The 22,723-nt window shown below is 56.6% G+C and carries 17 protein-coding genes and 1 pseudogene; 4 read left to right on the top strand and 14 right to left on the bottom strand.

Translation table 11 applies throughout. From position 1 onward, the window contains the following. Window positions 1–53 precede the first annotated feature (53 nt). From V3390_RS02120 to V3390_RS02095, 6 genes are all read right to left on the bottom strand, one after another. Window positions 54–1,577, bottom strand: a complete 1,524-nt coding sequence (locus tag V3390_RS02120; RefSeq protein ID WP_331703179.1) for a type ISP restriction/modification enzyme — start codon at window positions 1,575–1,577, stop codon at window positions 54–56. A 23-nt stretch (window positions 1,578–1,600) separates the two neighbouring features. Further along, window positions 1,601–2,194: a restriction endonuclease gene (locus V3390_RS02115; protein ID WP_331703178.1), complete on the bottom strand. Its 594-nt coding sequence runs from the start codon at window positions 2,192–2,194 to the stop codon at window positions 1,601–1,603. 374 nt (window positions 2,195–2,568) lie between these two features. Continuing rightward, the gene (locus tag V3390_RS02110) at window positions 2,569–4,287 is read right to left on the bottom strand and encodes an ATP-dependent helicase (RefSeq protein WP_331703177.1); all 1,719 of its coding nucleotides are present in this window, start codon (window positions 4,285–4,287) and stop codon (window positions 2,569–2,571) included. A 1-nt stretch (window position 4,288) separates the two neighbouring features. After that, window positions 4,289–6,010, bottom strand: coding sequence for an ATP-dependent nuclease (locus V3390_RS02105; protein WP_331703176.1), 1,722 nt, complete (start codon window positions 6,008–6,010; stop codon window positions 4,289–4,291). Between the two features lie 340 nt (window positions 6,011–6,350). Next, on the bottom strand, window positions 6,351–8,564 hold the full coding sequence (locus V3390_RS02100; protein WP_331703175.1) for a S8 family peptidase: 2,214 nt from the start codon (window positions 8,562–8,564) through the stop codon (window positions 6,351–6,353). After that, on the bottom strand, window positions 8,561–9,682 hold the full coding sequence (locus V3390_RS02095; protein ID WP_331703174.1) for an AAA family ATPase: 1,122 nt from the start codon (window positions 9,680–9,682) through the stop codon (window positions 8,561–8,563). The genes V3390_RS02100 and V3390_RS02095 overlap by 4 nt, the downstream gene beginning before the upstream one ends. 178 nt (window positions 9,683–9,860) lie before the next feature. On the opposite strand from V3390_RS02095, the gene V3390_RS02090 reads away from it, so the two are divergent. Continuing rightward, window positions 9,861–10,145 carry a hypothetical protein gene (locus tag V3390_RS02090; RefSeq protein ID WP_331703173.1) on the top strand — a complete coding sequence of 95 codons (285 nt, stop codon included), beginning with the start codon at window positions 9,861–9,863 and terminating at the stop codon, window positions 10,143–10,145. Between the two features lie 550 nt (window positions 10,146–10,695). Continuing rightward, window positions 10,696–11,652 carry a DUF932 domain-containing protein gene (locus V3390_RS02085; RefSeq protein WP_331703172.1) on the top strand — a complete coding sequence of 319 codons (957 nt, stop codon included), beginning with the start codon at window positions 10,696–10,698 and terminating at the stop codon, window positions 11,650–11,652. A 161-nt stretch (window positions 11,653–11,813) separates the two neighbouring features. Here the strand turns inward: V3390_RS02085 and V3390_RS02080 are convergent, their stop codons facing one another. After that, window positions 11,814–12,149, bottom strand: coding sequence for a DNA-binding protein (locus V3390_RS02080; RefSeq protein WP_331703171.1), 336 nt, complete (start codon window positions 12,147–12,149; stop codon window positions 11,814–11,816). 116 nt (window positions 12,150–12,265) lie between these two features. On the opposite strand from V3390_RS02080, the pseudogene V3390_RS02075 reads away from it, so the two are divergent. After that, window positions 12,266–12,828, top strand: a pseudogene (locus tag V3390_RS02075) (transposase); the annotation flags it as partial. 89 nt (window positions 12,829–12,917) lie between these two features. Here the strand turns inward: V3390_RS02075 and V3390_RS02070 are convergent. Further along, window positions 12,918–13,445, bottom strand: coding sequence for a hypothetical protein (locus tag V3390_RS02070; RefSeq protein WP_331703170.1), 528 nt, complete (start codon window positions 13,443–13,445; stop codon window positions 12,918–12,920). After that, complete coding sequence (locus V3390_RS02065; protein WP_331703169.1) at window positions 13,442–14,662, bottom strand: tyrosine-type recombinase/integrase; 1,221 nt, start codon at window positions 14,660–14,662, stop codon at window positions 13,442–13,444. Before V3390_RS02065 ends, V3390_RS02070 begins: the two co-directional genes overlap by 4 nt. A gap of 433 nt (window positions 14,663–15,095) precedes the next feature. Between V3390_RS02065 and V3390_RS02060 the strand changes: the two genes are divergently transcribed. Further along, window positions 15,096–15,233 (top strand): hypothetical protein, encoded by a 138-nt coding sequence (locus V3390_RS02060; protein ID WP_331690256.1) that lies wholly within the window; start codon window positions 15,096–15,098, stop codon window positions 15,231–15,233. Between the two features lie 140 nt (window positions 15,234–15,373). Here V3390_RS02060 and V3390_RS02055 read toward each other — a convergent pair whose 3' ends face one another. The 5 genes from V3390_RS02055 to V3390_RS02035 all read right to left on the bottom strand — a co-directional run bounded on the left by V3390_RS02055 (window position 15,374) and on the right by V3390_RS02035 (window position 22,695). Next, window positions 15,374–16,255, bottom strand: a complete 882-nt coding sequence (locus V3390_RS02055; protein ID WP_143925886.1) for a cation diffusion facilitator family transporter — start codon at window positions 16,253–16,255, stop codon at window positions 15,374–15,376. Beyond that, on the bottom strand, window positions 16,252–16,914 hold the full coding sequence (locus tag V3390_RS02050; protein ID WP_143925887.1) for a cation efflux transmembrane domain-containing protein: 663 nt from the start codon (window positions 16,912–16,914) through the stop codon (window positions 16,252–16,254). Before V3390_RS02050 ends, V3390_RS02055 begins: the two co-directional genes overlap by 4 nt. 88 nt (window positions 16,915–17,002) lie before the next feature. Then, on the bottom strand, window positions 17,003–20,245 hold the full coding sequence (locus V3390_RS02045) for an efflux RND transporter permease subunit (RefSeq protein WP_331703168.1): 3,243 nt from the start codon (window positions 20,243–20,245) through the stop codon (window positions 17,003–17,005). A gap of 9 nt (window positions 20,246–20,254) precedes the next feature. After that, window positions 20,255–21,442 (bottom strand): efflux RND transporter periplasmic adaptor subunit, encoded by a 1,188-nt coding sequence (locus V3390_RS02040; RefSeq protein ID WP_143925889.1) that lies wholly within the window; start codon window positions 21,440–21,442, stop codon window positions 20,255–20,257. Beyond that, entirely contained in the window at window positions 21,439–22,695 is a 1,257-nt protein-coding gene (locus V3390_RS02035; RefSeq protein ID WP_331703166.1) for a TolC family protein, read from the bottom strand. Before V3390_RS02035 ends, V3390_RS02040 begins: the two co-directional genes overlap by 4 nt. Window positions 22,696–22,723 lie beyond the last annotated feature (28 nt).

Here is a 22,723-nt window from a genome sequence, read left to right as displayed (position 1 = left end):
CGTGCCCCCATTTGTGCCCCCAGTCTGGTAACAGACCGGTCCAGAGGCCACAATCAGCCATCCTCACGAATGTCTAAAACGGGCAGGGCTCCGACGATTTTCTGCGTTTCCAGGCTGACTGTCACCACGCGGCAGAATAGCTCCAACGCGTACTTCGGGTTTCCCATTGTCTCGTTGGCCCAGTCGTTAGCGTCGTTGACGATGCCGCTGTCCTTGTCCACGCGCACGGCTTGCCGTTCCATCACCCAGTCGAGTGCGGCCTTGCCGTTGACGATGTAGCCCCAGACCGCTTCCGGAATGCCGCGCAGGGTGATCTTTGCGTTGTAGATCACGTTGCTGCGGTCGTTCACCGGCTTGCCGGTCTCGGAGTCCTTCTTCTTGGCGAATTTCATTTTCTCCACGCGGTAATCGGCGTCGGTGAGTGTGCCTTGGGCATTGACGGTGAGTGGGTAGGGTTCAACGCTTTCGTAGTTCAGATGCAGCGCGGCCAAGGCGCGCCCGGCCTTGCTGAACGCCCAGAAATCATGGGGGGTGCGCACACGGGGAATGCGTGGGAGTTCCTTGCTCAAGTTGTCGGCGTAACGCGCGCGGTAATCCGGCGAATGCAGGATGCCGTAGATGTAATAGAACAGGTCTTCCTTGCTGATCGCCTCGCCGGGGTACGCGCTGGTGAAATGGGCGAGTCCTGCATCGGTGATGGCGTCTCTGCGGCGCGGGACTGTGTCGGATTGGCTCGTGAACAGGCTGGCCTCTATCTGTTGCGCGGCTTCGTCGTAGAGGTAGAGAGGGAAGCATTGCGTTCCTCCGGACGACTGAACGTCGACCACCCGATCAACCATTAGCGACAAGAATCCTTCGCCTTCCCAGCCTTGCTTCACGACTATCGCAAGGTTGTCACCCCCACGATCCGGAAAGAGCCGCGCCATCTGGTAGCGGTTCTCGTTGAAGTAGCGATCGTAGTACAACCAAGATGAACTAAATGGGCGATAGACGGCCTTTACAAGGCCTTCAGGTCTGAAAGTCCCGATGAATCCCTTCTCTTGGCGACGTCGTAGCACCCACGACCAGCCAATTCTACCGGGATCGTTCACATCGAACGTCGCCGCCCCAGTGGAAGTTGCATTAAACGCGTCAATCATGGATTCCATATTGGATGCGACACGGTTCCGGGACGCGTTGTAGGCCCATGCGTCCCGATTAGTCTTTACGCCGCTGCTGTATGTCTCAAATAGAACACTCGTTGACGCCCCTGATTTTTCGCCCATTGGGGCGAACTTCGCAAATCCACCATCGCGTTGCTTCATCCAGTCGCCATGCTCATCCGGAGTGATCGCCTGCCATGCATCGACCGGGATACCGGCAATGCTGGCATAGCCGCTAATCTTCTCCAGCTTGTCGTCCCGGCTCAGGTAATCGCCGATATCGTGCAGGAAGATGCGGCCATGCGTGTTCGCCGACGGATTCTTTACCAGCAGTGAAATGGAAATCGGCGCACGACTGCCGCTTCCGAAAATCTTGCCACCCTCTTTGCGCGACGTTTCGCCACTGGTGCGCTGGTTGCCGCGCAGATGGAACACATAAATGTCCGAGAATTCATCGGCTAGACATTGGCGCAGGCCATGATTAGCTTGCCGCGATCTGCACCCTGTAGCCCGGCGGTCACTGCCGTGAGCGCAGATGCCTGATGCGGGCGAAGGGTCTTTTTCGGCTTGAGGCTGACCTTGGCGTTCGGCTGATATTTCGCCCAATCGACCTGGCTTTCCTCCAGGTCATGCAGCGTGATCTTGCTGACGGGTAGTTGCTGGTCGACAAGTGCGTTTTCGGCATGATCCGACCAGTGGTCCGTGCTGCTGACAATGACACGGTGGGCGAAAGGCTTGCGGCCGGAAGCGGTGAAGAAACTATCGATGTCCTTCTTTTGCAGCTTGTAGCCGGGGTCGTAAAACTTGCACTGTATGGCGTGGATCTCGCCGGACCCGGCGACTTCCGCCACCAGATCAATGCCGTCGTCCTTGGCGGTGAAGCCATTTGCCGGCGCCCATTCTGCCCAGGTCGAAACCTTGCGGTAGAGGTCCTTGTAGATCGCCTCGTTCTGCAGATAGGCAAGGATCAGTTCTTCGAAGTACGTGCCCTTTTCGCGCTCGGTCACTGCTGCGGATCGAAAGGTGTCGAGGAGCTTGGAGAGTGGGGTCACTTAGTCGAACCTGCTGCAATTGAATGGATGATCATTTCTTTAAGGCGCCGCGGGTGGAAATCAGATACGCAAGATTCCCTCACGCTTGTAGCCCCGTGACTGATTCTAGGTCGTGGTGGCGCATAGGGCGAGGAGGGACATAGGGCTAATCGGCATCAGGCGCCAAATCAGCCCGGCAATTTGGTTGGCTCCCGTTGTGGAAGACCGCTTTTGCAGCGATCAGTTTGGCTACGACCAGCTTGAGCAAAGCAGCCATATGTCAGCTCTTAATTTTGACGTTGGTCGAGTCAGGGCCTGCGGCCGCACTCGGGTCGATGCTCTGGTCTCGGCCATAATCGGACATTCGCCAACACAGCGGGGCTAGATTTCACCCGCTAGGACTCCCATGCTTTGAAGCCCTTGCCTTCAATTGCCGTGATAACTGGAGCTTTTGCCGTGGCTGGGATCCCGAGAATTAGCAGGTCTTTGGCTCGCGTGACTGCAACGTAGCCGATTCGGCCATCTTCGGTGTCTGTACCCTGCACGAGCGCATTCGCGTCTTCGTTCCGAGCGAGATACATCACGACACGGATGCTTTCACCCTTCGCCTTGTGAACGGTGTCGACACGTACGCTGCTCATGGCTGTACTCGCAAGGTCGGCCTCCCAAAGAGGCGCATCCAACAAATCGCGTGTCGTTAGGTTGTTACTCCAAGACGACAGGCGCTTTTGCGACGTGGCGCCCTCGATGCTGGACAGCAGGTTCTCGACGCGTGGCTTCAGCTTTGGGTGCCATTGAGTCTTTGCCTTCAAGGTTGCAGAAGGCAGCCCTCTGTCGCTATCTCGCAGGAATCGCCATATGAGACGACGAATCGCTTTGGCGTCAGCACCTTCCGCGTTAGTTACGATCTCACTCCGCAATCCTGCCGGCGGTGCGTCCAGCAGCCTAATCACACCACTCACCGTGTGCTCAAAGGCTGCGCCAACATTGCCACTGCGATCCCGCATCACCGCGGCCTGCGCAAAATACTCTGTCGAACCAGTTCCAGCGTCGCATGTTGCACCAGTGAGCTTTGCAACATAAGGCCGCCCCCGACACAATATGGCTGCTTCGTGGTGATCGTATCCGCTTGTGGCCAAAACCGCTTCGAAAAGACCCAAACTCGCTCCGACGTTCTTGTGGTCGTACTTAAGGTAATAAGCGCCATAACGTCTCTCACCTGGCGTCCGGACCGCTGTGGCAGTAGTTCCTGCCACCAGATTGGCAACGTCGACGATGCCGCCGATTGAACGTCTGTTCTGCGTCAACGAGTACAACTTGGCTCCACTCGTCCCCTTGAAGTTGCGTAAGAAGCTGCCGTCTGCACCGGCGAACTCATATATGGCCTGATTAGGATCACCTATAAGCGAGATTGTTGAGCCAGCCGACGCCAGCGCATCAAGAAGAATGCCATGCAGGCTACCTACGTCCTGAGCCTCATCGACAATGATGTGCGGGAACCTTCTAGCAAGTGCGTCCAATAGCTTGGGCTCCTCGATGAGGGTCATAAGTGCCCAGTAGCGTCCTAGCTCGTGAGTGTAGGCACCGACAGCTGCCAATTTCTTGATCGCAGCGCTTGCCGCCTTCTCATCTACTTTAACTACGGTTGAATCCTGCCTAATTGAGTACTCGAATGTAGAGTCATCTGTAATGCTCACGGAAAGATACCTGATCTCTCGGGGATACTTCCCGTCGAAAATCCTGAACCCCGCCAAGAATGCCTCACTTCCGTTCACCAGAAATGGCTGCCGGCGGGCCCCCATTGCCCGCGCGCCATGAGACCGCAAGATGTAAGCCGTTAAAAAAGAGTCCACCGTTTCAATAAGCACTCGCCTCGACAAACCAGGAACATCGCGTGTTAGCTCGTCATACACCCTTTGAAACGTCTCCACTGCGACGTTCGAGTAGGACAGCAAGGCGACATAGCTCCGCGCAGTTCCCAAGTCTCTCCGCACTTTAAGGAGCCGTCGAACTGCAGTCACAGTCTTGCCGCTGCCCGGACAAGCTATAACGCACTGTGACCCGAGTTCGCCCTCAATAACTTCTTCCTGCTCCGGAGTGGGAAAGAACGCCATGTTAGGCCTCACACGCGAACTTGATGGCCGCGGCAATGTAGTCCGGCACCTCCAACGGCAGCCCATCTACCAGAACCACCTGGGCGAGCGATTGGCCGAACGCACCCTTCTGCACGCTTGTCTTCCCTTCGCCACGCTCGAACATACCTTTGAAGAGAATCTTCGCTTGATCCGCTGGCACCGTACTTGCGAGCTCTTTCTCAAGCACCGCCCCGATAATTGGATGGATCTCCTTTAGTGCGGCCAACATGGTTGCGTGGTTTTTTGGCAACTGCGCGAGTGCGAACTCAAACGTCTTCGCACCGAAGAAGGCCTTGACGTAGTCGTTGGACGCCGCACTTATAACTTTTGCGGCGTCGGATAAAGTCGGCGAAATACCTAGCGCCGGGTAGCCCGACTCGTCCGAGTCGGACAAAATGGCAACTCTGATTCTGAGCGCACTCTCGCCAAACAGTGGCATAAACGCATCGAAATTTAGCCCGTCGGCGCTTATGACACTCACGGCATACTTCTTCAGGTCGTAACCGAGTTTATTTGCCATAATCTGGACGAGAAATAGCTCAGCCGCACCCTCCACCAAGATGATGCGCCGCGCGAAGAACAGCTCCGCCCTCGTTACATTCAGGTATCTCTGAAGCTTCTCCTTCTTTCGTTTTTCAAACTTCACTTCACGCGGAAAGAATGTCTCGACTGCGTCGCTACTCTGATAAACGCAACCAATAGAATCGAGATCGGCAAGCGCGGCAAAATTAGGAGAGTGGCTGGTGAGAAACACCTGCACTGCTTTCTCACCTTCGCCAGGCGTTTCGACTTCCTTCAGATAACTTAGAAGGACTGCCTGAAGCTGTGGATGCAAGTGCGCTTCTGGCTCTTCAACAAGTAGCGCTCGATACGCTGCCTCCTTACTTAAGGCGAGCTCACTTAGAACCACCGCCATGTAAATGAGATTGTTGAACCCCAATCCGTTCTGCTCCACCTCGAAATTTGCAACCAACAAGCTGAGCCGTGCGGCGACTTTCTTGAAATCGTTCGGGCTTAGATTCAGATCGAGCGACTGACTAAGTAGCGCCCCAAGCATGTCTGTATGCCGCTTTGTGATTGCCGCTTGAGTTTCTTTAATTGACTCCGTCTTCTTGAGCGCAGAATCGAGATCTTTCATGGCGTCGACCACTTCCTGCTGCGCCGCCGGGTCGGATAGGCTTTGAATCAGCCTTGCCAGCTGGCTTGCCCGTCCTGGACGAAGCCCCTGAGCGGGATCACGAAGCGGCTGCAGGTAGACAGCGCGTAAGTCGTCAAGCATCTCAACCGAAATAGAAGCCTCTTCATGTTCGCCGGCCCACCGCCTTACATGAAGTCGATTGCCCAAACTTGAACTTGAGTAGCGCACAGCGAGGTGCGCTTCGTATCCGACGATCTTGCCACCCTCTTGGACAGGCTTGAGGGCCTGAATGAAATCAGCTTCTTCGTCAGGACTCAGATCTCGAAATATGTATTTGAACGTGGCTTGTGAAGCCGGGATGCCGCTAGGGCCGAGGTGCAGGTCGAGATCGGTGACGCGGAGGGCACCCTCATCGCCTGTTGATAGAAGAACGCGTAGGGCGTCAATTACGGCCGTCTTACCTGCATTATTCGGACCAACTAGCAAATTGAGTCCCGGACGAAACCGCAGTTCGATGTTGTCTAAGCGGCGAAACCCCTCGACGGAAAGGCTGTGCAAGTACATAGATTCTCCTTGATCGCGATGATGCGGGTTGATCAACGTGCAGATAAGCCCTAGACAGGGATCTCAGCGAGAGACCGGCCATTGCCCTTCCCGAGGTAGATGTTACAGGGCGACTGGCCGCGACGCGGCCAAGGGCGCGTGCTCGTAATTGGGGTCGGCACTGGCGTGCGCGGCCCCAGTTCTCGGTAAACGGAGCGAGTGACCGCAATGAGTCGCCTTGCGACCTACGGCTAGAAGCGGTCAATGTGATCAGCCGTTCTAACCGTTAGCCGGCTTTGAATATGACCCGGTTGGTCGCTACGGGTATCAGATATGCAGAAGCCCCTCCGATGCTGCAGCCTTAAGATCCATGAAGCCTTACGCGCACCTTTGGCTCAATAACTTGAAGCACTTCGTGTGCGTCTAGGATCGCTTGGTGGATGTTCGCGAACTTCGGCGCACTAACAGTCACGATCAAGGCATATGGAATGCTTTCGGCGTGACTGGTCGGCGCGCCTGCATCGCGGGCATTGTAGTGAATATCGAAGATCGGCCTTAGCAAGCTAGTACCACGGAAGGTGTGCTCACCATGCAGCACTGTCTCCCATTTCCCCAGATCGGCGCGAAGTTCAGCTTCATCGCGCCATTCGGAACTCGGAAAAAGACTAAAGGTCTGGGCATGCTGTGCCCCTTCCTTCTTCTTTTCCTCGTGAGGTCGGAAGGTCACGGTGAGCCCGGCCTTTGTGTACGCGCTCGCGTCCTGGGGATCTGTTGGGCTTGCGAAGCAGAAGGTCGCCCTGACGTTTACCGAACCAGTAAGAATCTGATCAGGCAGGGGCAATGGCGCGCGGAGGAACTTCCCAGGCGCAAGCTTGCCTTGGTAGATAATTCGGGCCGAGTGGTTATCGCATGCGATCAACGCCTGCAGGTCGGTGGGAACCCGGCCCCACCCAACGTGGTCTTTGTCGTGGTGCTCGCCGAATTCGCAGGTATGCAGCAGGATTGCGCGAGCGGTAAGCGGATAGATGTCACTTCCGAGCGCGGCGCGAATACCTACCGCGCTGCGCAACGCCAAGGGCGCAGCAAAACTCGTTCCGAGATTCGCCGTAAGTGCCGGCACAGTGCCAGGCGCCGCGTGGTGAAAATACTCGTTGCCGCTGCCACCGAATGCTACCAAGTCGGGCTTGCGCCGCCCCGGAACCCGGCCAGGCCCCATCGCACTGTAGGACGCGCGATTCCATTGTTGCGATGCCGAGTCCGCGGCGCCCACTGCGAGCGTATTAACTCCATCGGCGGGCACCTGGATGCGGTTCAAACCGGTGAGCTCGTCACGTTCGCCGTTATTGCCAGCGGCTACGGCCAGCAGCGTCTCCCCATCTGATAGCAGGTTGTCAATCACCGCTGTCCATGCGTGGATGTCGGTGTCCTCGAAAGGCAAATCGGGACCGAGACTGAGATTGATAAATTGGTACTGTCTCGACAGGAGTACTGTCTCGACATGTCCCAGCGTCCTGTAGAGTTCGTACGGATCTTCTTGGTTGGACTCCGCGTCCAACACGCGGTGGTGATCGACGAGCGCGTATGGCTGTTCCGCCGTAGAGCCCGGTGCGATCGGTCCAAACAGCAACGCGGAGGTGACCCCAAGTCCATGTTCGATGTAGCCCGGCACACTTTGCGCGGTAACGTCGGACTCGAAGTATTTCCTAACAAACGGCTGCAGCACGTGATTCGCGGGCAAGCCGCCGTCCAGAACGGCCACCTTCGGTTCCAGCGAGAGGGGTTCGGCCGGTGGTAGCGAGAACGGAACGGCGATTGTCGCCCCGCGTTGGGTTGGTCGCACGCCCCGCAGCTTAGGCATTTCCCGCACCACGCGTGCTAATGAATAGCGAGCGAGTGCCGCCAAATTGGACGCCGAGCCTTCGACGGCCACGAACACTAGGGCGCCGGCCTCGAACAGATACTGTTCATTGACGGCGAATTCGCATGCATGCGCGTGCACCAAGAAATCGCCGAGCGCGTGGCGGCTGGACTGTCCCGGCAGAAGGTGCAATCCCACTTCGAATACCTCACTTTCGCCTATGGGAGGCTTGAGTCGATCGGCCTCGGTCATCGGTGAGATCTCCTCGATCTCTGCGAAATCGAGTGCTTCCTGCGTCCCTTCCATCAGTTGCTCGGTGAAGGCAGGCAAGGCGCGCAGGTGGGCGCGGCGCCCCGCGATGAGCAACTGCGTGGTGTCGACGGATTCGGGCATGCGGGTGCTCGAGCGCTTTCTAGGGGTGATGCGCACGGTCTTGCTGCCAACAGCCACCAACCCGGTTTGGCCCAACAGAGCGCGCGGAAAATACGACTTGGCGATGTAAGCCGGGTGAAGGGTGAGCTTGATCACAGCGACATCGTTCGGCGCCTCACGGGCTGTCAGCGCGGAAAAGTATTCATTTGACTTGTGAAGTTCTGGAATAAGCCAGCCCTTCACTTCATTCAAGGAGTATGGATGCGCCTTTCCGGGACTGTCACGGGTCGGCGCCTTGATCGGATAGGTCAGCAACTCTGCCTTGCCTATGAGGTAATTGCTCATTTACGGCGCCTCCTGCCAACGCGGTTCGCGGGACCTGCATGTTTGCGTATAGTGTCGCGGGACACGCCCGTGATCTCGTTTATTTCCGAATGTGAAAACACGCCCGATTGCGCCCACGCGATGGCGAGATGAAGTCGCTCGCTCTTCTTGAGCGGCGGGATCCGCTCGTCCAGCATTGCCTGAAGGGCTTCGCGAGGCGTTATCGCACTTAACGCCAATCGACGACGCAGTTGGCCGATCGCACGTTCGACATCCGAGAGCGTTTGCCCGGAAAAGATCCAAGCCATTGGATCGACAAGCCTATCAAAGGCATCGGCATCCGCTCCCATGAATCGGCGAATCGCCGAGGCGATGCTTTGCTGTGTGGGATTCTGGAAGTGGACGACGGCGTCGAAACGCCGCCACAGTGCCGGATCGACCATCTCTTGGTGATTGGTGGCGGCGATTAGCATGCTCTTGGCTGGCCAATCCTCGATTTCCTGCAGCATCACCGTCACCACGCGCTTGATCTCACCGACGTCGGAATCGTCCCCGCGTCGCTTGGCGATCGCATCGAATTCGTCGAGCAGAAGGATGGCTTCTTGTTCGCGCGCATAGTCGAACACACTGCGCAAATTGTGCCCGGTCCGACCCAAGAGGCTGCTCATCACTGCTGTCAAATCCAGCACCCACAGCGGCTTGGCGAGCTGTACAGCAAGCCACCGCGCGGAGAGCGTTTTCCCTACGCCAGGCGGACCGACGAACGCGAGCGATTTGGTGGCCCGCAACCCGCGACGCTCTAGCAATTCGACATTGCGACGCTCAGCCACGACCGCCTCAAGCTGGGAGAGCACGTCCGCGGGTAGCAGCGGAGGCTCAATCCCACCCCGATCGTCGAACATCCGGACCAATGAGAGCCGGCTGTCACGATCAACTGGTGGGATCGCTTGGGAGCGCAGCGTGCTGCCGGTATCGGCCCGCAGCACCGCCGCGCCGCGACCCGACGCTGCAGCCGTCCTCTTCAACGCATCCTCCAACTTTGCCGCCAGCACGGGATCCGAAGAGCGGTACCGGCGTACAAGTTTTGCCAGATAGAGGCGGATGTCCTCCTGAGCACCGGTCGCAGCAAGTCGCGCCAATTCGGCTAGATCTCTTGCTTCGCTCGTTGGTTCGCCAGTATCTGACTTCATAATCAATAGAATCAATGGCTTATAGATGACTAAATATTAGTATTTGTGCTGGAAGTAGTCAATAGAGATTGACCTCGGCCAGAAGTGATTTATCAATGTGGCCGCTTCTCCCTGCCCTGGAGACAGCATGAAAACGCCGAAGAACCGCGGAACGGAATGGAAGCCGGCAGAAGTCATCAAGCTCAAAGTGCTGGCCGTCGGGAACCACTCGACGCGAGTCATCGGTCTGAAGCTCCAGCGCATGCCTACCGCGATCCAGGGTAAGGAGTCCAGCGGAGGGATCTCGCTCAGCCGACTAATCAATCGCCTTAAAACCGCGGGAAGTAAGTCCCGACGGCCGAAGGACGGACCTCCATCATCTACAGAGTTTCCAGAACGCGAGCTAGCCAATGCGAACACTGCGATGCCCTGATTGGAGCGTGCTATATAACGTGCATGGTGATGCATTCTTCCGCAATCCGATGAAGAAATGAGCCTGCGTGTGATGGAATGGATCGAGCAGCCCTTCGAGATCCTGATGGCTGTGGGATGACGAGCAGTTGGATCTCTCAGTTGCTGGCCCGACTGGCCGACAAGGGGGCCTGGGCGTCTTAGATGAAAGTCGGGGCAGGTACGAGTTTCTTTATTCGCGCTCAACGTCGGTTCTGGGTCACAAGCGCCCCTTCGCGCCCAAAAAATTTTCAAACCTATAACACCTTGTTGAAGTCGGTGGATAGCTACTTCGCGTTCAGGCGCTCCGCACTGATGCGCTTACCAAAGGTGTAATGAATTGAGCAGAGATAAGTTCGAAGCCGTCTATTGCGTTTTGGTCGTCACCGCGGCTGTCCTGACAGGTATCGTCAAATGCGCCATCTGCGGTCGTTCAAAGGCCTCCTGATCCAACCCACTCCCTGCATTTTGTCCACGGCCCGGCATCGCGCCCGGGCCATGGGCGTTTATGCGGCCAACAATGAGGAAACGAAATGCATCTGGTCGAAACAATGGCCTACACGGGTGACCGTCCGTGGCATGGCTTGGGCAACAAACTGCGCCCGCAACAGTCTATTGATGAATGGAAAAGGCACGCGGGAATGGACTGGAGGATTGAAGAATCCGAAGTTCGATTCATTTCCGGCAATGGCAACATTGGCGCAATTCATGCCTTTCCGGAAAACAAGGTTTTGTATCGCTCGGATACCAAGGCTCCGTTGGCCGTGGTGTCGAATCGCTACAAGGTCGTGCAGCCTGGCGAAGTGCTGGAGTTCTACCGAGATCTGACCGAAGTGGGCGGCTTTGAGTTGGAGACCGCCGGTGTGCTCCGCGAAGGCCGCAAGCTTTGGGCGCTTGCCCGTACTGGCCAGTCGGTCACACTCAAGGATAGGGACAAGGTAGATGGCTATTTACTACTGGCAACTGCTTGCGACGGGTCGCTCGCCACGACAGCGCAATTTACCTCTGTGCGCGTCGTATGCAACAACACCTTGCAGATCGCCTTGGGTGATTCCAGCGGTTCTATCAAGGTGTCGCACCGTTCGAAGTTCAATCCGGAGGTGGTAAAGCGTCAACTCGGCATCGCTGTGTCGTCCTGGGAGCCTTTTGTTTCACGTATGAAAGCCTTGTGTGAATGTCCGGTTGATCCGGATTCGGTCGAAGGTTTGCTGCGACGCGTTCTGACTTATCAAGCTCAAGATATCGCCGCCCCTGTTGCCAACGAACAAGCCATCGCCAACGTGCGTTCAATGTACGAGGGTGGCGGCAAAGGCGCGTTGCTCGCATCAAGCCGTGGGACGGCGTGGGGTTTGCTCAACAGTGTGACGGAGTTTGTCGATTTTCACCGGCGCGCGCGGTCTGGCGATCACCGCCGAGAGGCGGCGTGGTTTGGCCAAGGTGCGCAAATAAAGCAGCGCGCTTGGGACGAAGTGATAAAACTGGTGGCGTGACGAAGGCAGTTGATCTCCCTTTCAATAGCCAGCTTTCATGGCTAATAAAGCGTTGAAGCAGCGCCCAGCCGACTGGGCGCTGTTGCAGCGAGCGGTCCGTCACACTTTATGGTGGCCGAGTCAACGGGGCGAGGCGATGAAACCGCGCTTCTGCCCGTTCGTCAGCCGATGTCAGACGCGGCGCTCCTACCAGCAAGTTCTTCCAATCTTTTTGCCGCCTCTTCACGCTCAGCATCCGTGAGACGAGCCAATGCACAGATTGCGCGAGCCGTGCTGTCATCCAGCGCCAGTAAAGCGGCCACGGGAATGTTTAAAGTGTCCGCCAGCAAGTCGAGATCGTCTAATGCAGGGAATCGCTCCTGCCGCTCGTAGCGGTTGATCCTGACGGAGCCCACGCGATTCCCCAACCCCATTTCATCCCCCGGTCCACGTTCACTCAGACCGCGCTCCGCTCGAAAAGCAGCGAGTCGAAGAGAAAAGAGCACACGGGCGGGCATGACGGCAGGCACCGTCAAAGCATCCGTGACCCCTACAAGATGCGATGGTAATGCCCCCTAAAAACCAGTGACGCCAGAAGTGGAATTTTCTAATACCCTTACGTTAGGAGATTCCCATGAAAAAATCGCGATTCACCGACAGCCAGATCCTTGGCTTTCTCAAGCAAAACGAGTCCGGCGTGCCGGTTCCCGAGCTCTGCCGCCAACACGGCTTCAGCTCGGCCATGTTCTACAAGTGGCGTAGTAAGTTCGGAGGTATGGACGCGTCCATGATGGGGCGTCTGAAGGAGCTCGAAGATGAAAATCGCCGGCTCAAGAAGATGTATGCCGAGGCCCAGATGAGCGCCGATGTGCTGAAGGAAGCGCTCGCAAAAAAATGGTAAGGCCATCTCAACGCCGTGAGATGGCCAAATGGGCAGTCACCCAGCGCCGCATGTCCGTATCAAGTGCCTGCTCGGCATTTGGAATCAGCGAGACCTGCTACCGCTACATCGCAAAGCAAAGCGACGAGAACGTCTTGATTGCGGATTGGCTGGAGCGACTAACCACCGCGTATCGAACATGGGGCTTCAAGCTTTGTTACCTGCATCTGCGCAATGTGAAGGGGTTTCCATGGAACCACAAGCGGGTGTACCGCATCTACCGAGAGCTCGAACTCAACCTGAGAATCAAGCCCAAGTAAAGATTGGATGCCGCGAGAGGAGCACACGCAACCTCTACTTGCTTCTGCGACATTATCGCCTCGTCGTATTTTCTTGCGGCATCAATTCAGAATCGAAGGCTCGCTTCAAGTTTCTCCTCTGGCTCTTCAACTCCAATGGTGCTTACAAACCAGTTAGGTAGAGACAGGCGGTCAGCCCAAAGTTCGTCGAAAACATGCCGGATTTGTTCCGGCGGGTAGCCAAATCTAAAAAGTGCGAAGATGATCGAATTAAAAGTCCCCAATAGAGTTCTATAGGTGCACGTGTAGTCCATGGCGTCGAACCACGGAGCCATATAGAGATCCCTGACGGAGTCTGGTTCACCCGCTCCATTTTCAAACAACAGTTCTAGGCGATCAATCAGCTTTGAGAAATGACGCCCGTGGATACTTTGCGAACGAGGTGGAACGGGCTTGCAACGATCGCATACGGCACAGGTGATCGGACGGTCAATTTCAGTTACTTTGACCCGGTGCTTGAACTCCGAAAGACCGAACTCGATTAACTGGAGACGCTTTTTTCTGACCTGCTCGGCTTTCGCTGTCTTGGATGTAGAGCGCTCGTTCTTAGGTATTCCGTCTGATCGATCGTTCATACAGTCGGAGTTTTTTTGAGTTGGTCTAAATAGTCCGCCCAAGCCTGCATCATTCGCGTTCGCTCTGGCAAAAACTTTGCCAAGTTGTATACACCTTCCGTCCCGCCGATCTCGTGGGAAAGCTGAGCTTCCACCGCCTCTCTCGACCAACCCTGTTCTCGCAGGAGGGTTGACGCCATGTGTCGAAAGCCATGACCAACTATCAACCCCTTGTAGCCAAGGCGGGCCAGCGCAGCATTGATTGCGCCGTCGCTCATGTTGCGCGAGGGTTCACGCCCGCTGGGGAAAACGAAACTACCTCGGCCGGTGAACGTTTTCAACTCTCGCAGAATGTCGACCGCCTGTGAACTGAGTGGGATGACGTGGGGAGGCGTTTCTTTGGCTTCCTTCGCCGCCTTTCGAAGCTTCCGGTTCATCGGTGGGACCGTGTATCGTGGTTGATCGCCCTCCAGCTCTATCTGGGACCACTCGGCCATTCTGATTTCTCCAGGACGGCAGAACCACATGGGCGCCAGCTTAAGTGCTGCAGCCACTGCGAGACTCCCTTCGTAACTGTCAATCGCCCTGAGAAGCAGCGCGATCATGTCCGGTTCAATAATTGTTGGATGCCTCTGTTTGCGTCGCGAGGGGAGGGCTGCGCTTAAGTCAGACGCTGGATCCCTTTCGGCTCGTTCAGTCGCGATCGCAAACTTGAAGATTCGGCTTAGCTGGAATCGAAGCCGGTGGGCTTGCTCAAGAAAACCGGCTCTTGCCGGTCGCTCGATTACAACCCTCACGTCGGCAACGCCTATCTCAGCGATCGGCCGATTACCAAGGTATGGAAAGGCGTATTTCTTTAGCCGACCCTGTTCTTTGGTGAACTGTTTTTCAGTCCATTCGTGTTTCTTGACGTGCAGCCACTCTATCGCCACCTTCTCGAAGCTATTGGCTGCTTGGTCTTGGCTACAAAGCTTGTCCGCGCGTTTAGCGGCGCTGGGGTCGGTGCCTGCTTCAAGTTGCCCCTTGGCTTGGTCACGCCGTTGGCGCGCTTCCTTGAGTCCCGTGGCCGGGTAGGTGCCTAGAGCGAGTCGCCTCTCTTTACCAGCAATGCGGAATTTCCAACGCCAAAGCTTCGATCCGGAGGGTGTCACTTCGAGATAGAGGCCGCCGGAGTCATACAGGCGGACCACTTTCTCGGAAGACTTGGCTTGTCGAATGGAAGCGTCGCTTAAAGGCATAGTGGATCTCCTGGGGGCATGGAATTTCTTCATGCCGACTATGCCCCCAACTATGCCCCCTGAATCTCTGGATAGCAATGTAGGAATGCGGAGAGTATTGGAGAGCGGGCATAAAAAAACCCGCATATTTCGCGGGTTTTTGAAGCGCCTTGGACAATCTCGCAGTGCGATATGGTGGCTATAGGTGGACTCGAACCACCGACCCCAGCATTATGAGAGGTGGGTTCACAGCGCAACCATGCGCCTTTCAGGCCTGTCTGGGACATTTCTGGGACACAAAAACGTGCATCTGTCACGAAATAATGCAATAGCCCACGCTAAATAGAGTGTTGCAAACTAAAGTCTATTTAGCAAAAAAACTTACAAAAAAGAATGCCGAGGAGCGTTATTCAAGGGCGCCGTGACAAGGGCAGGCATTCCCACTGAGCAGGTGATGGTCGTCGCGGATATTCACCAGTTGATCAGTGCCGCATTGGACTGGGCGCGGACCGGCGATGTCCTGGTTCTACCCATTCATGCCATGGACGAGCGCGACGCAGTGATTGAACTGCTCGAGCGTGTGGTCAATTAACGAAAAAACCCACCAACATCCGTCGGTGGGTTCTTATTTCGAATGTTCTGCAATTCAAGATCGGCTCGAAACATTCGTGAGGCAGAAAGTGCGATGGGAGACCGGGCCAGTCCCAGGCAGTAATATCCTGCCTGGCCCTGTCAGTTTATGCATGCACTTGATTCGATTTGAATCGTGCTTTGATGCACATCAAAGCGATCCCTAAGCATCCGAGTCGCTTCTTGCCTTAGAGCTTCCGCATCAATTTCGGTTTCATCATAGACAAGATGCGTCGTCAGAACCGTTTGCGTTGACCCCAGTGCCCAGATATGCAGGTTGTGCAACTCGCGGACGCCTTTGATCTCCCTCAGTGCACCATCGACGGTCGCCAGTTCCAGTCCTTCCGGAACACCCTGCATCAGCATATGTACGGCTTGGGACATTAGTCGCCATGTTCGTGGAAGTACCCAAAGGCCAATCAGCACGGCAACAATCGGATCGATGATGGTCCATCCCGTGAAATAAATGATGACCGCACCTGCTATCACACCCAGGGAACCGAGCATGTCAGCCCACACCTCAAGATATGCGCCTTTGACATTCAGGCTCTCGCCCGAGCCTGCCGCGAGCAACCGCATTGAGATCAGGTTAATGACAAGGCCCAGCGTTGCGATGACAAGCATTCCAACTGACGCAACTTCGGTTGATTTCTGAAACCTGCCAAACGCTTCCCATAGGATGTAGCCAGCCACCAGAAAGAGCATTCCCCCGTTTATCAGCGCCCCGATTGCTTCCATGCGGGCATAGCCGTATGTCTTCTTTGCATCTGCCGGCCTACGGCTAAGACGAACCGCGAACAGCGAAATGCCGAGCGCTAGCACGTCAGTCCCCATGTGCGCCGCATCGGAAAGCAGTGCAAGGCTGTTTGTAATCAGTCCACCGACGACTTCGGCAATCAGGAAAGTACCTGTCAGTAAGAGCGCGATCCAAAGCGGCTTTTCGTGCTTGATTTCGCCGGCGCCATGATCATGTCCGCCACTCATTTATTCATCCCCCTTGGCGAGGCGCCGCAAGTTGCCGCGGAATCCGGACTCGACGATAGGCTTCTCCACGCAGAACGAAGGACGCGCCACGCCGAGCGAAGGAACATGACCAGCAATGCGATGGCAACAACCAGGTCTGGCCATCCCGATTCAAATAGCCAGACGCCTGCCGTAGCGGCGAGGACGGCTACGCCTTCAAACATGTCGTTTCGTGAACATTCCCAGGCAGACGAAATATTGATGTCGGTGTCGCGAATCGGCGTCAATAGCCACAGACAGACGCCGTTCAATGCAAGGTTCAACGCCGCCACCACGCCCATGGTTTCAAAGACCGGAACAGCCGGGTTATTCAGTCGCCAGATGATCTGCAGTCCAACGGCGATGGCTGCGCCAAATATCAGCAGCCCTTTAAACAGTGCAACACGTGCCTTAGCCCGTACGCTGGCACCGATGACAAGGATGCTCAGCAGATAGGTAGCAGCGTCACCGAGGTTATCCAGCGTCCCTGAAAGTAGCGACGACGACCCGCTGAAGTAAGCGGCGCTGAACATCATGATGCACGTCACGATATTAATCGACATGACGATCATCAATACCCGGCGCTGTCTCGCCTCCATCGACTTGAGTTCTACGGGCTTGCCGCAATCGCAATCTGACATATGAAACCTCCTTCTGGAACTATTGTGCCAGGACAACCCGCGATCTTGGGTTGGACCCGGGTTCTTATCTATTATCGACATTAATCATTCAATCTGTCGGCAATGCGACCTTCTCGCGAGCACGCAGGGTACGACTCGCGAATGCCGGAAGAACCAGCAAGGTCAATAGCGTTGCCGTGAGCAGACCGCCAATTACGACGGTTGCCAAGGGTTTCTGGACCTCCGCCCCGGCTCCGGCTGCCATTGCCATTGGCATGAAGCCGACGATGGCCACGAGTGCGGTTGTCAGCACAGCGCGCAATCGACTCTTCGCGCCGATCCGCGCCGCTTCCAGCGAAACCGTTCCGGCGTCGAATTGCTCCCGGATGGCTTGCATCAGAACGAGACCGTTCAACGTGGCAACGCCTGAAACTGCAATGAAACCAACGGCTGCCGAGACCGAGAACGGCATGCCGCGAACGGAAAGTGCAAGCACGCCGCCAACCAAGGCCAGTGGCACGCAAGCGAAGACCAGTGCCGCCTCGCGAATGCTCCCTAGTGCCATGTACAGCAGTCCACCAATGAGGATAAAGACGATCGGAATGACGAAAGCGAGTCGACGTTCGGCGCGTTGCAGATTCTCAAATTGGCCTCCCCATTCAATGCGGATACCAGGAGGCAATTTTACGGCCGATACCTGTTCCTGAGCTTGCGTCACGAAGCCCCCGAGGTCACGCCCGCGGACATTGGCCTGTACGACAATGCGGCGGCTGCCATTGTTGCGACTAATCTGGTTAGGACCTTCCGCGACGACGATTTTTGCGACAGACGACAGAGGTACCGAAACCCCGCTTGGTCCGATTACCGGCAGTGCGGCCAATTGCACCGGATCCGCACGCATGCTCTCCTCGAGACGTACAGCGACTTCAAAGCGCCGATCCGCTTCAAAAATGGTGCCTGCAGACTCACCCCCGACTGCCGTGGAAAACGCCTGCGCGACATCCTGAGCCGTAAGTCCGAATTGAGATGCGGCGGAATGATCAACTTGCACAGTCATGGCGGGCAAGCCAGCCACCTGTTCCACCTGTACGTCAACCGCACCGTCAACAGTGCGTAATTTGCCCGCCACTTCGTCCGCTACCTTACGAAGAACATCGAAATCCTCGCCATAGATCATCACCGCCATATCGGAGCGTACTCCGGAAATAAGCTCGTTGAATCGCAATTCGATCGGCTGACTGAATTCGAAATTATTGCCGATATGCGTTTTCGCAACGCTTTCAAATTTTTCTACCAGCTCTTCCTTGGAAAGACCCGGGTCTGGCCATTGCGATCTCGGCTTTAACACGATAACGCTGTCGGAAATATTGGCAGGCATTGGATCGATTGCGGCTTCCGCGGTACCGGTACGCGAAAACATCGTCTGAACCTGCGGCTGTTTTTTTATCGCAGATTCCAGTTCCCGTTGCATTTCTGCTGATTGCGCCAGGGACGTTGACGGGACTCGCAATGACTGCATGGCGATGTCGCCTTCATCCAGTGTCGGCATGAACTCACGACCGAGCGACAAAAAGGCGACGACTCCAACCAACGACAGGACCGCAGCGCCAGCAAGCATTCGCCGCGGCTTCGCAATTGCCGCATCAATCAGCGGTTCGAACTGCCGACGAAGTACCCGGAGGACTTTCGTCTCATGTTCGTCCGCATGTCCCTCCTCGGAGTGCATCGAATCGGCAGGGGCAATGGCGGTTTCAGGTGCGCGGATGAACAACGCCGCCATTGCGGGAACAAACGTAAACGAAAAAATGAAAGCGCCCACCAGCGCAAACATGAACGTCGCAGCCATCGGCTGAAATGTCTTTCCTTCAACACCTTGCAACGTCAGAATTGGCGCGAACACGAGGAGAATAATTGCCTGTCCAAATGCTGCTGGGCGCGCCATCTTTCCGGTCGCTTCAACGACAGCGCTCAATCGTTCCCTGAGTGTCAGCCGCCGCCCCAGCTCATGCTGGCGTTGCGTAAGCAACAGCAGCGTCGCTTCGACCACAATCACTGCGCCATCCACCAAGATCCCGAAATCCAAGGCACCGAGACTCATCAGGTTCCCACTGATGCCGAAGCGCTGCATTCCGATCACGGCAAACAGGAAAGAGAGAGGGATCACCAAGGCAGTAATGGTCGCGGCGCGAATGTTGCCGAGCAACAGAAACAGCACGACGATGACCAACAGGGCACCAACCGCGAGATTCTCCGCAACCGTGCCAATCGTGGCATTGACCAGCTTACTGCGGTCGAGAACGACTTTAACTTCGATTCCCGGGGGCAATGACTTTGAAACCTCGGTGAGTCGGGCAGATGCGTCCTGCGCAACTGTCCGGCTGTTACCGCCCGCAATCATCAGCGCCGAGCCAAGCACGATCTCATGACCATCGCGCGTGGCCACACCTAGTCTTGGAGACTGTCCTTCGGACACCTGCGCGACATCACTGACGCGGATTATGAGTCCGTTGCGGTTGACCACCGGTGCTTGCGCCAAGTCCTGCACACCACGCGCAAGGGCGTCAGTCCGCACGACCAAGCCTTCACCGGAGCGTTCAATGAAACCAGCGCCTGCCTGAACATTCGAACGGCGCAATGCGTCCGCCAGCTCCGTAAAACTGATGCCATACGCAGTTAACCGTGCGGGGTCAGGATGCACGGAGTACTCTTTTTCGTAACCCCCGATTGAGTCGACGTCCGCCAGACCTTTCGTTGATCGCATCTGCGGTGCAATGAGCCAATCCTGCAAAGTGCGAAGATACGTTGCACGCTCCTGTGGGCTGGAGAGTACCTTGCCTTCCGGAGTCAGGAAAGTTCCGTCGGCTTGCCAGCCAGGAGCACCAGCTGCAGATGAAGCCTTGGGATCTCGAGGGGCGAAATCGACGGTCCATGTCAATACTTCGCCTAGCCCCGTCGTGACCGGTGACATTGCAGGGACGACTCCTTCGGGCAACGACGACTGCGCCTCTCGCAAGCGTTCTGCGATCTGCTGCCTCGCGAAATAGATGTCCGTATCATCGGTAAACACGACGGTTACCTGCGAAAAGCCATTTCGGGAAAGCGAACGAGTGCTGACCAATCCGGGCAGTCCGGCAAATGCGGTCTCAAGCGGGTAGGTGACTTGACGTTCCATCTGCCCCGGTGCCAGCGCAGGAGCGAACGTATTGATCTGAACCTGGCGATTGGTGATGTCCGGCACCGCGTCCATCGGCAGACGCGCAAGTTGAAAAATGCCATAAAAGGCTAGCCCAACGCTGAGAAGAATGACGGCCCAGCGATAGCGAACCACTTGTCCTATTAAATTCAATGACATGGCGCTTCCTTAGTGTCCTTCCTCAGCCTCGCCTTTGGCGATTTCGGCCTTGAGCAAAAATGCGTTGCGCGAAACGACTTGCTCGTCGCCGCGTAATCCACTTAGGATCTCAACCCATCCGCCGGCGTCACGCCCCACGGTGACCGGCACGACACGAAACTGATTTGCTTTTTCGGCTACGAAAACGACGTTACGCCCATCCAGACTTTGCACTGCGTCGGATGGAACGGAGAGTGCGCCGGCGTCCGAGTCGATCGACAGGATCGCGGAGACGATGGTTCCGGACGGAGGTAACGTTCCGGATTCGACTCTTGCACGAATCGTCGTCATACCGGTCGCCTCGTCTGTGTCCGGAGCCACTCCGGTGACAATTGCCGAAAAAGTGCTCCCCGAAGCTGTGACAGCCAGGCGCATCCCGGCCTTGACGCCGGACGCAACTGCAGGTGCCACCGCAAATACCAGTTCGTTCCGTTCCGGATCTGCGACATTGGCGACCACATCGCCGGGCTGCACAAACCCTCCGGGTGTGATCGAAACCTGCGTGACAACTCCGGAAAACGGGCTAGTGATTGCGAGGCGACCGTTCGCGTCCGGGCGACCTGACGCAACGACGCGCGCACGTGCCGCACGCGCGTTCGCCGCCGCGGCCAGGGCGCGAGCTCTGGAGGTCTCCATTTCCTGGCGTGCCACAATTCCTTGATTCAGCAGGTTGCTGTCGCGACGGTATACCATCTGTGCAGCATCGGCTTCCGCCGCCGCCGCATCAGCCGCCGCTCGAAGCGAAGCACCCTCACCACTCACAATGGTGGCGACAGCGGAGCCCGCCCTTATCGTGGTACCCGGTGCGACAAGGACGCGTTCAACGCGACCCGAGGTTGAAGCTCCGACTGCAGCGCGTGCACCGACCATGGACTCGACACGGCCCGAAAGGCGAATTGCAGCACCCCCGCCACGTGTGACATTGGACAGCTCAAGTTTCGACGATGCGACCTGTTCGGCAGTCAACTTCAGTTCGCTTGACTCCTCGCCATGTCGATCCTCATATTCCCCCTCGGCATCCGCCGTTTCCGTGGTTTCGGTCTGAGGCGTCGTCTGGGAAGTGGATCGTGGGTCAAGCCATCGCGCAACGCCGAAACCAGCGAGCAATGCCAGGAGAATCGCGATGGAAAATGCAATGTAAGTATTCTTGCTCGTCATCGTTGGACTCCGAATGGCAGGCGGCCCTCAATTTGGGCCAATTGGATTTCAGCGTTTGCTCGGGCCAGCTTTGCGTCAACTTCACTGCGCAACGCAGAGACGAGCGCGGCGCGTGAGGCACGAAGCTCGAGCTGCGATATGCGGCCGGCGTCAACACCGATGCGGGAAAGCCGATAAGCCTCCCTTGCTGTGCTGACACTGACGCGTGCGGCGTTGACACGGGACTGGGAGGCAAACATGGCAGCATCTGCGGCAACTTTCTCGGCGCGAACTTCAAGCTCAACGGCCGCTAGACGAGCCTCCGCGGCGCGTAACTCCGCCGCCGCTGCGCGAATATTTCCCGTGTTTCGATCAAAAATGGGAATCGTGATTCCAACCCCTGCCACAAGAGCGGCATCCCGTTCATTCGCAAAATGACGCAAACCCAGAGTGACGCTGAAATCGGGCATCGCGCGCCGCTTTTCGAAAGTGACCTGCTTATCGGCGACCAGTGTCTCGGCACGGGCAATCCGAATCTGCGGCGACTCAGTGGTGCCGTCCGACAGATGGGACGGTGAAAGATTCAACAAACTTGAACCCAGTGCCTCAATTGGTTGGTCGCGCATGACTATTGCGGCGAGGCGAGCCAATGCAATCGCCCTGTTGGCACTTGCCTCATCCAACTGAGAACGGACGCTGGCAAGTTCTGACTGCGCTTGAATCTCGCGAAATTTCGCCTCGCGCCCTTCCCGGACAAGTGCAGCTACAGCACGGGTTTCCGCTTCTGCGAGGGACATTCCCTCCGTTGCCAGCGCATGACGCGCAATGGCGGCCTCTGCATCGACATAAGCCTGGGCAAGTCTGGCAGCCGCTCTCCACCGGCTGTCTTCGCCCCGATTTGCCGTTGCGTCGACTTGCGCTCCGGCGACCGCGATGCGAGCACGGCGTTTGGATGGGTTCTCGATTGGCTGGGTGGCGGAGAGTGTCGTTTCACTTCCGCCAAATCCCTTGCGCTCACCCGTGCCCAGGAAATTGTCGACTTCGAGCGTCAACACGGGGTTGGAAATGGTCTTGGATTGGTCCAGTCGTCCTAAACTTGCTTCGTACAGCGCGGCGGTTTCTCGCTGAGATGGAAATGTCTCCAGCTGTTGCAGCAAAGACTCATAAGTTGGCGCGACCACGTTCATTGGTTGGGCGGATAGAGGGCCAGTGATGCATAGAAGCATCAACGACCACGCAGCTGCGCTCGGCAGCTGACGTTGAAAGACGTTCATTGGAACTCCAAAGGTAAACCAGAAATTT

The sequence above is a fragment of the Aquilutibacter rugosus genome (assembly GCF_036541335.1).
GTDB lineage: Bacteria > Pseudomonadota > Gammaproteobacteria > Xanthomonadales > Xanthomonadaceae > Aquilutibacter > Aquilutibacter rugosus.
This window is presented reverse-complemented; position numbering and strand designations above follow the sequence as displayed.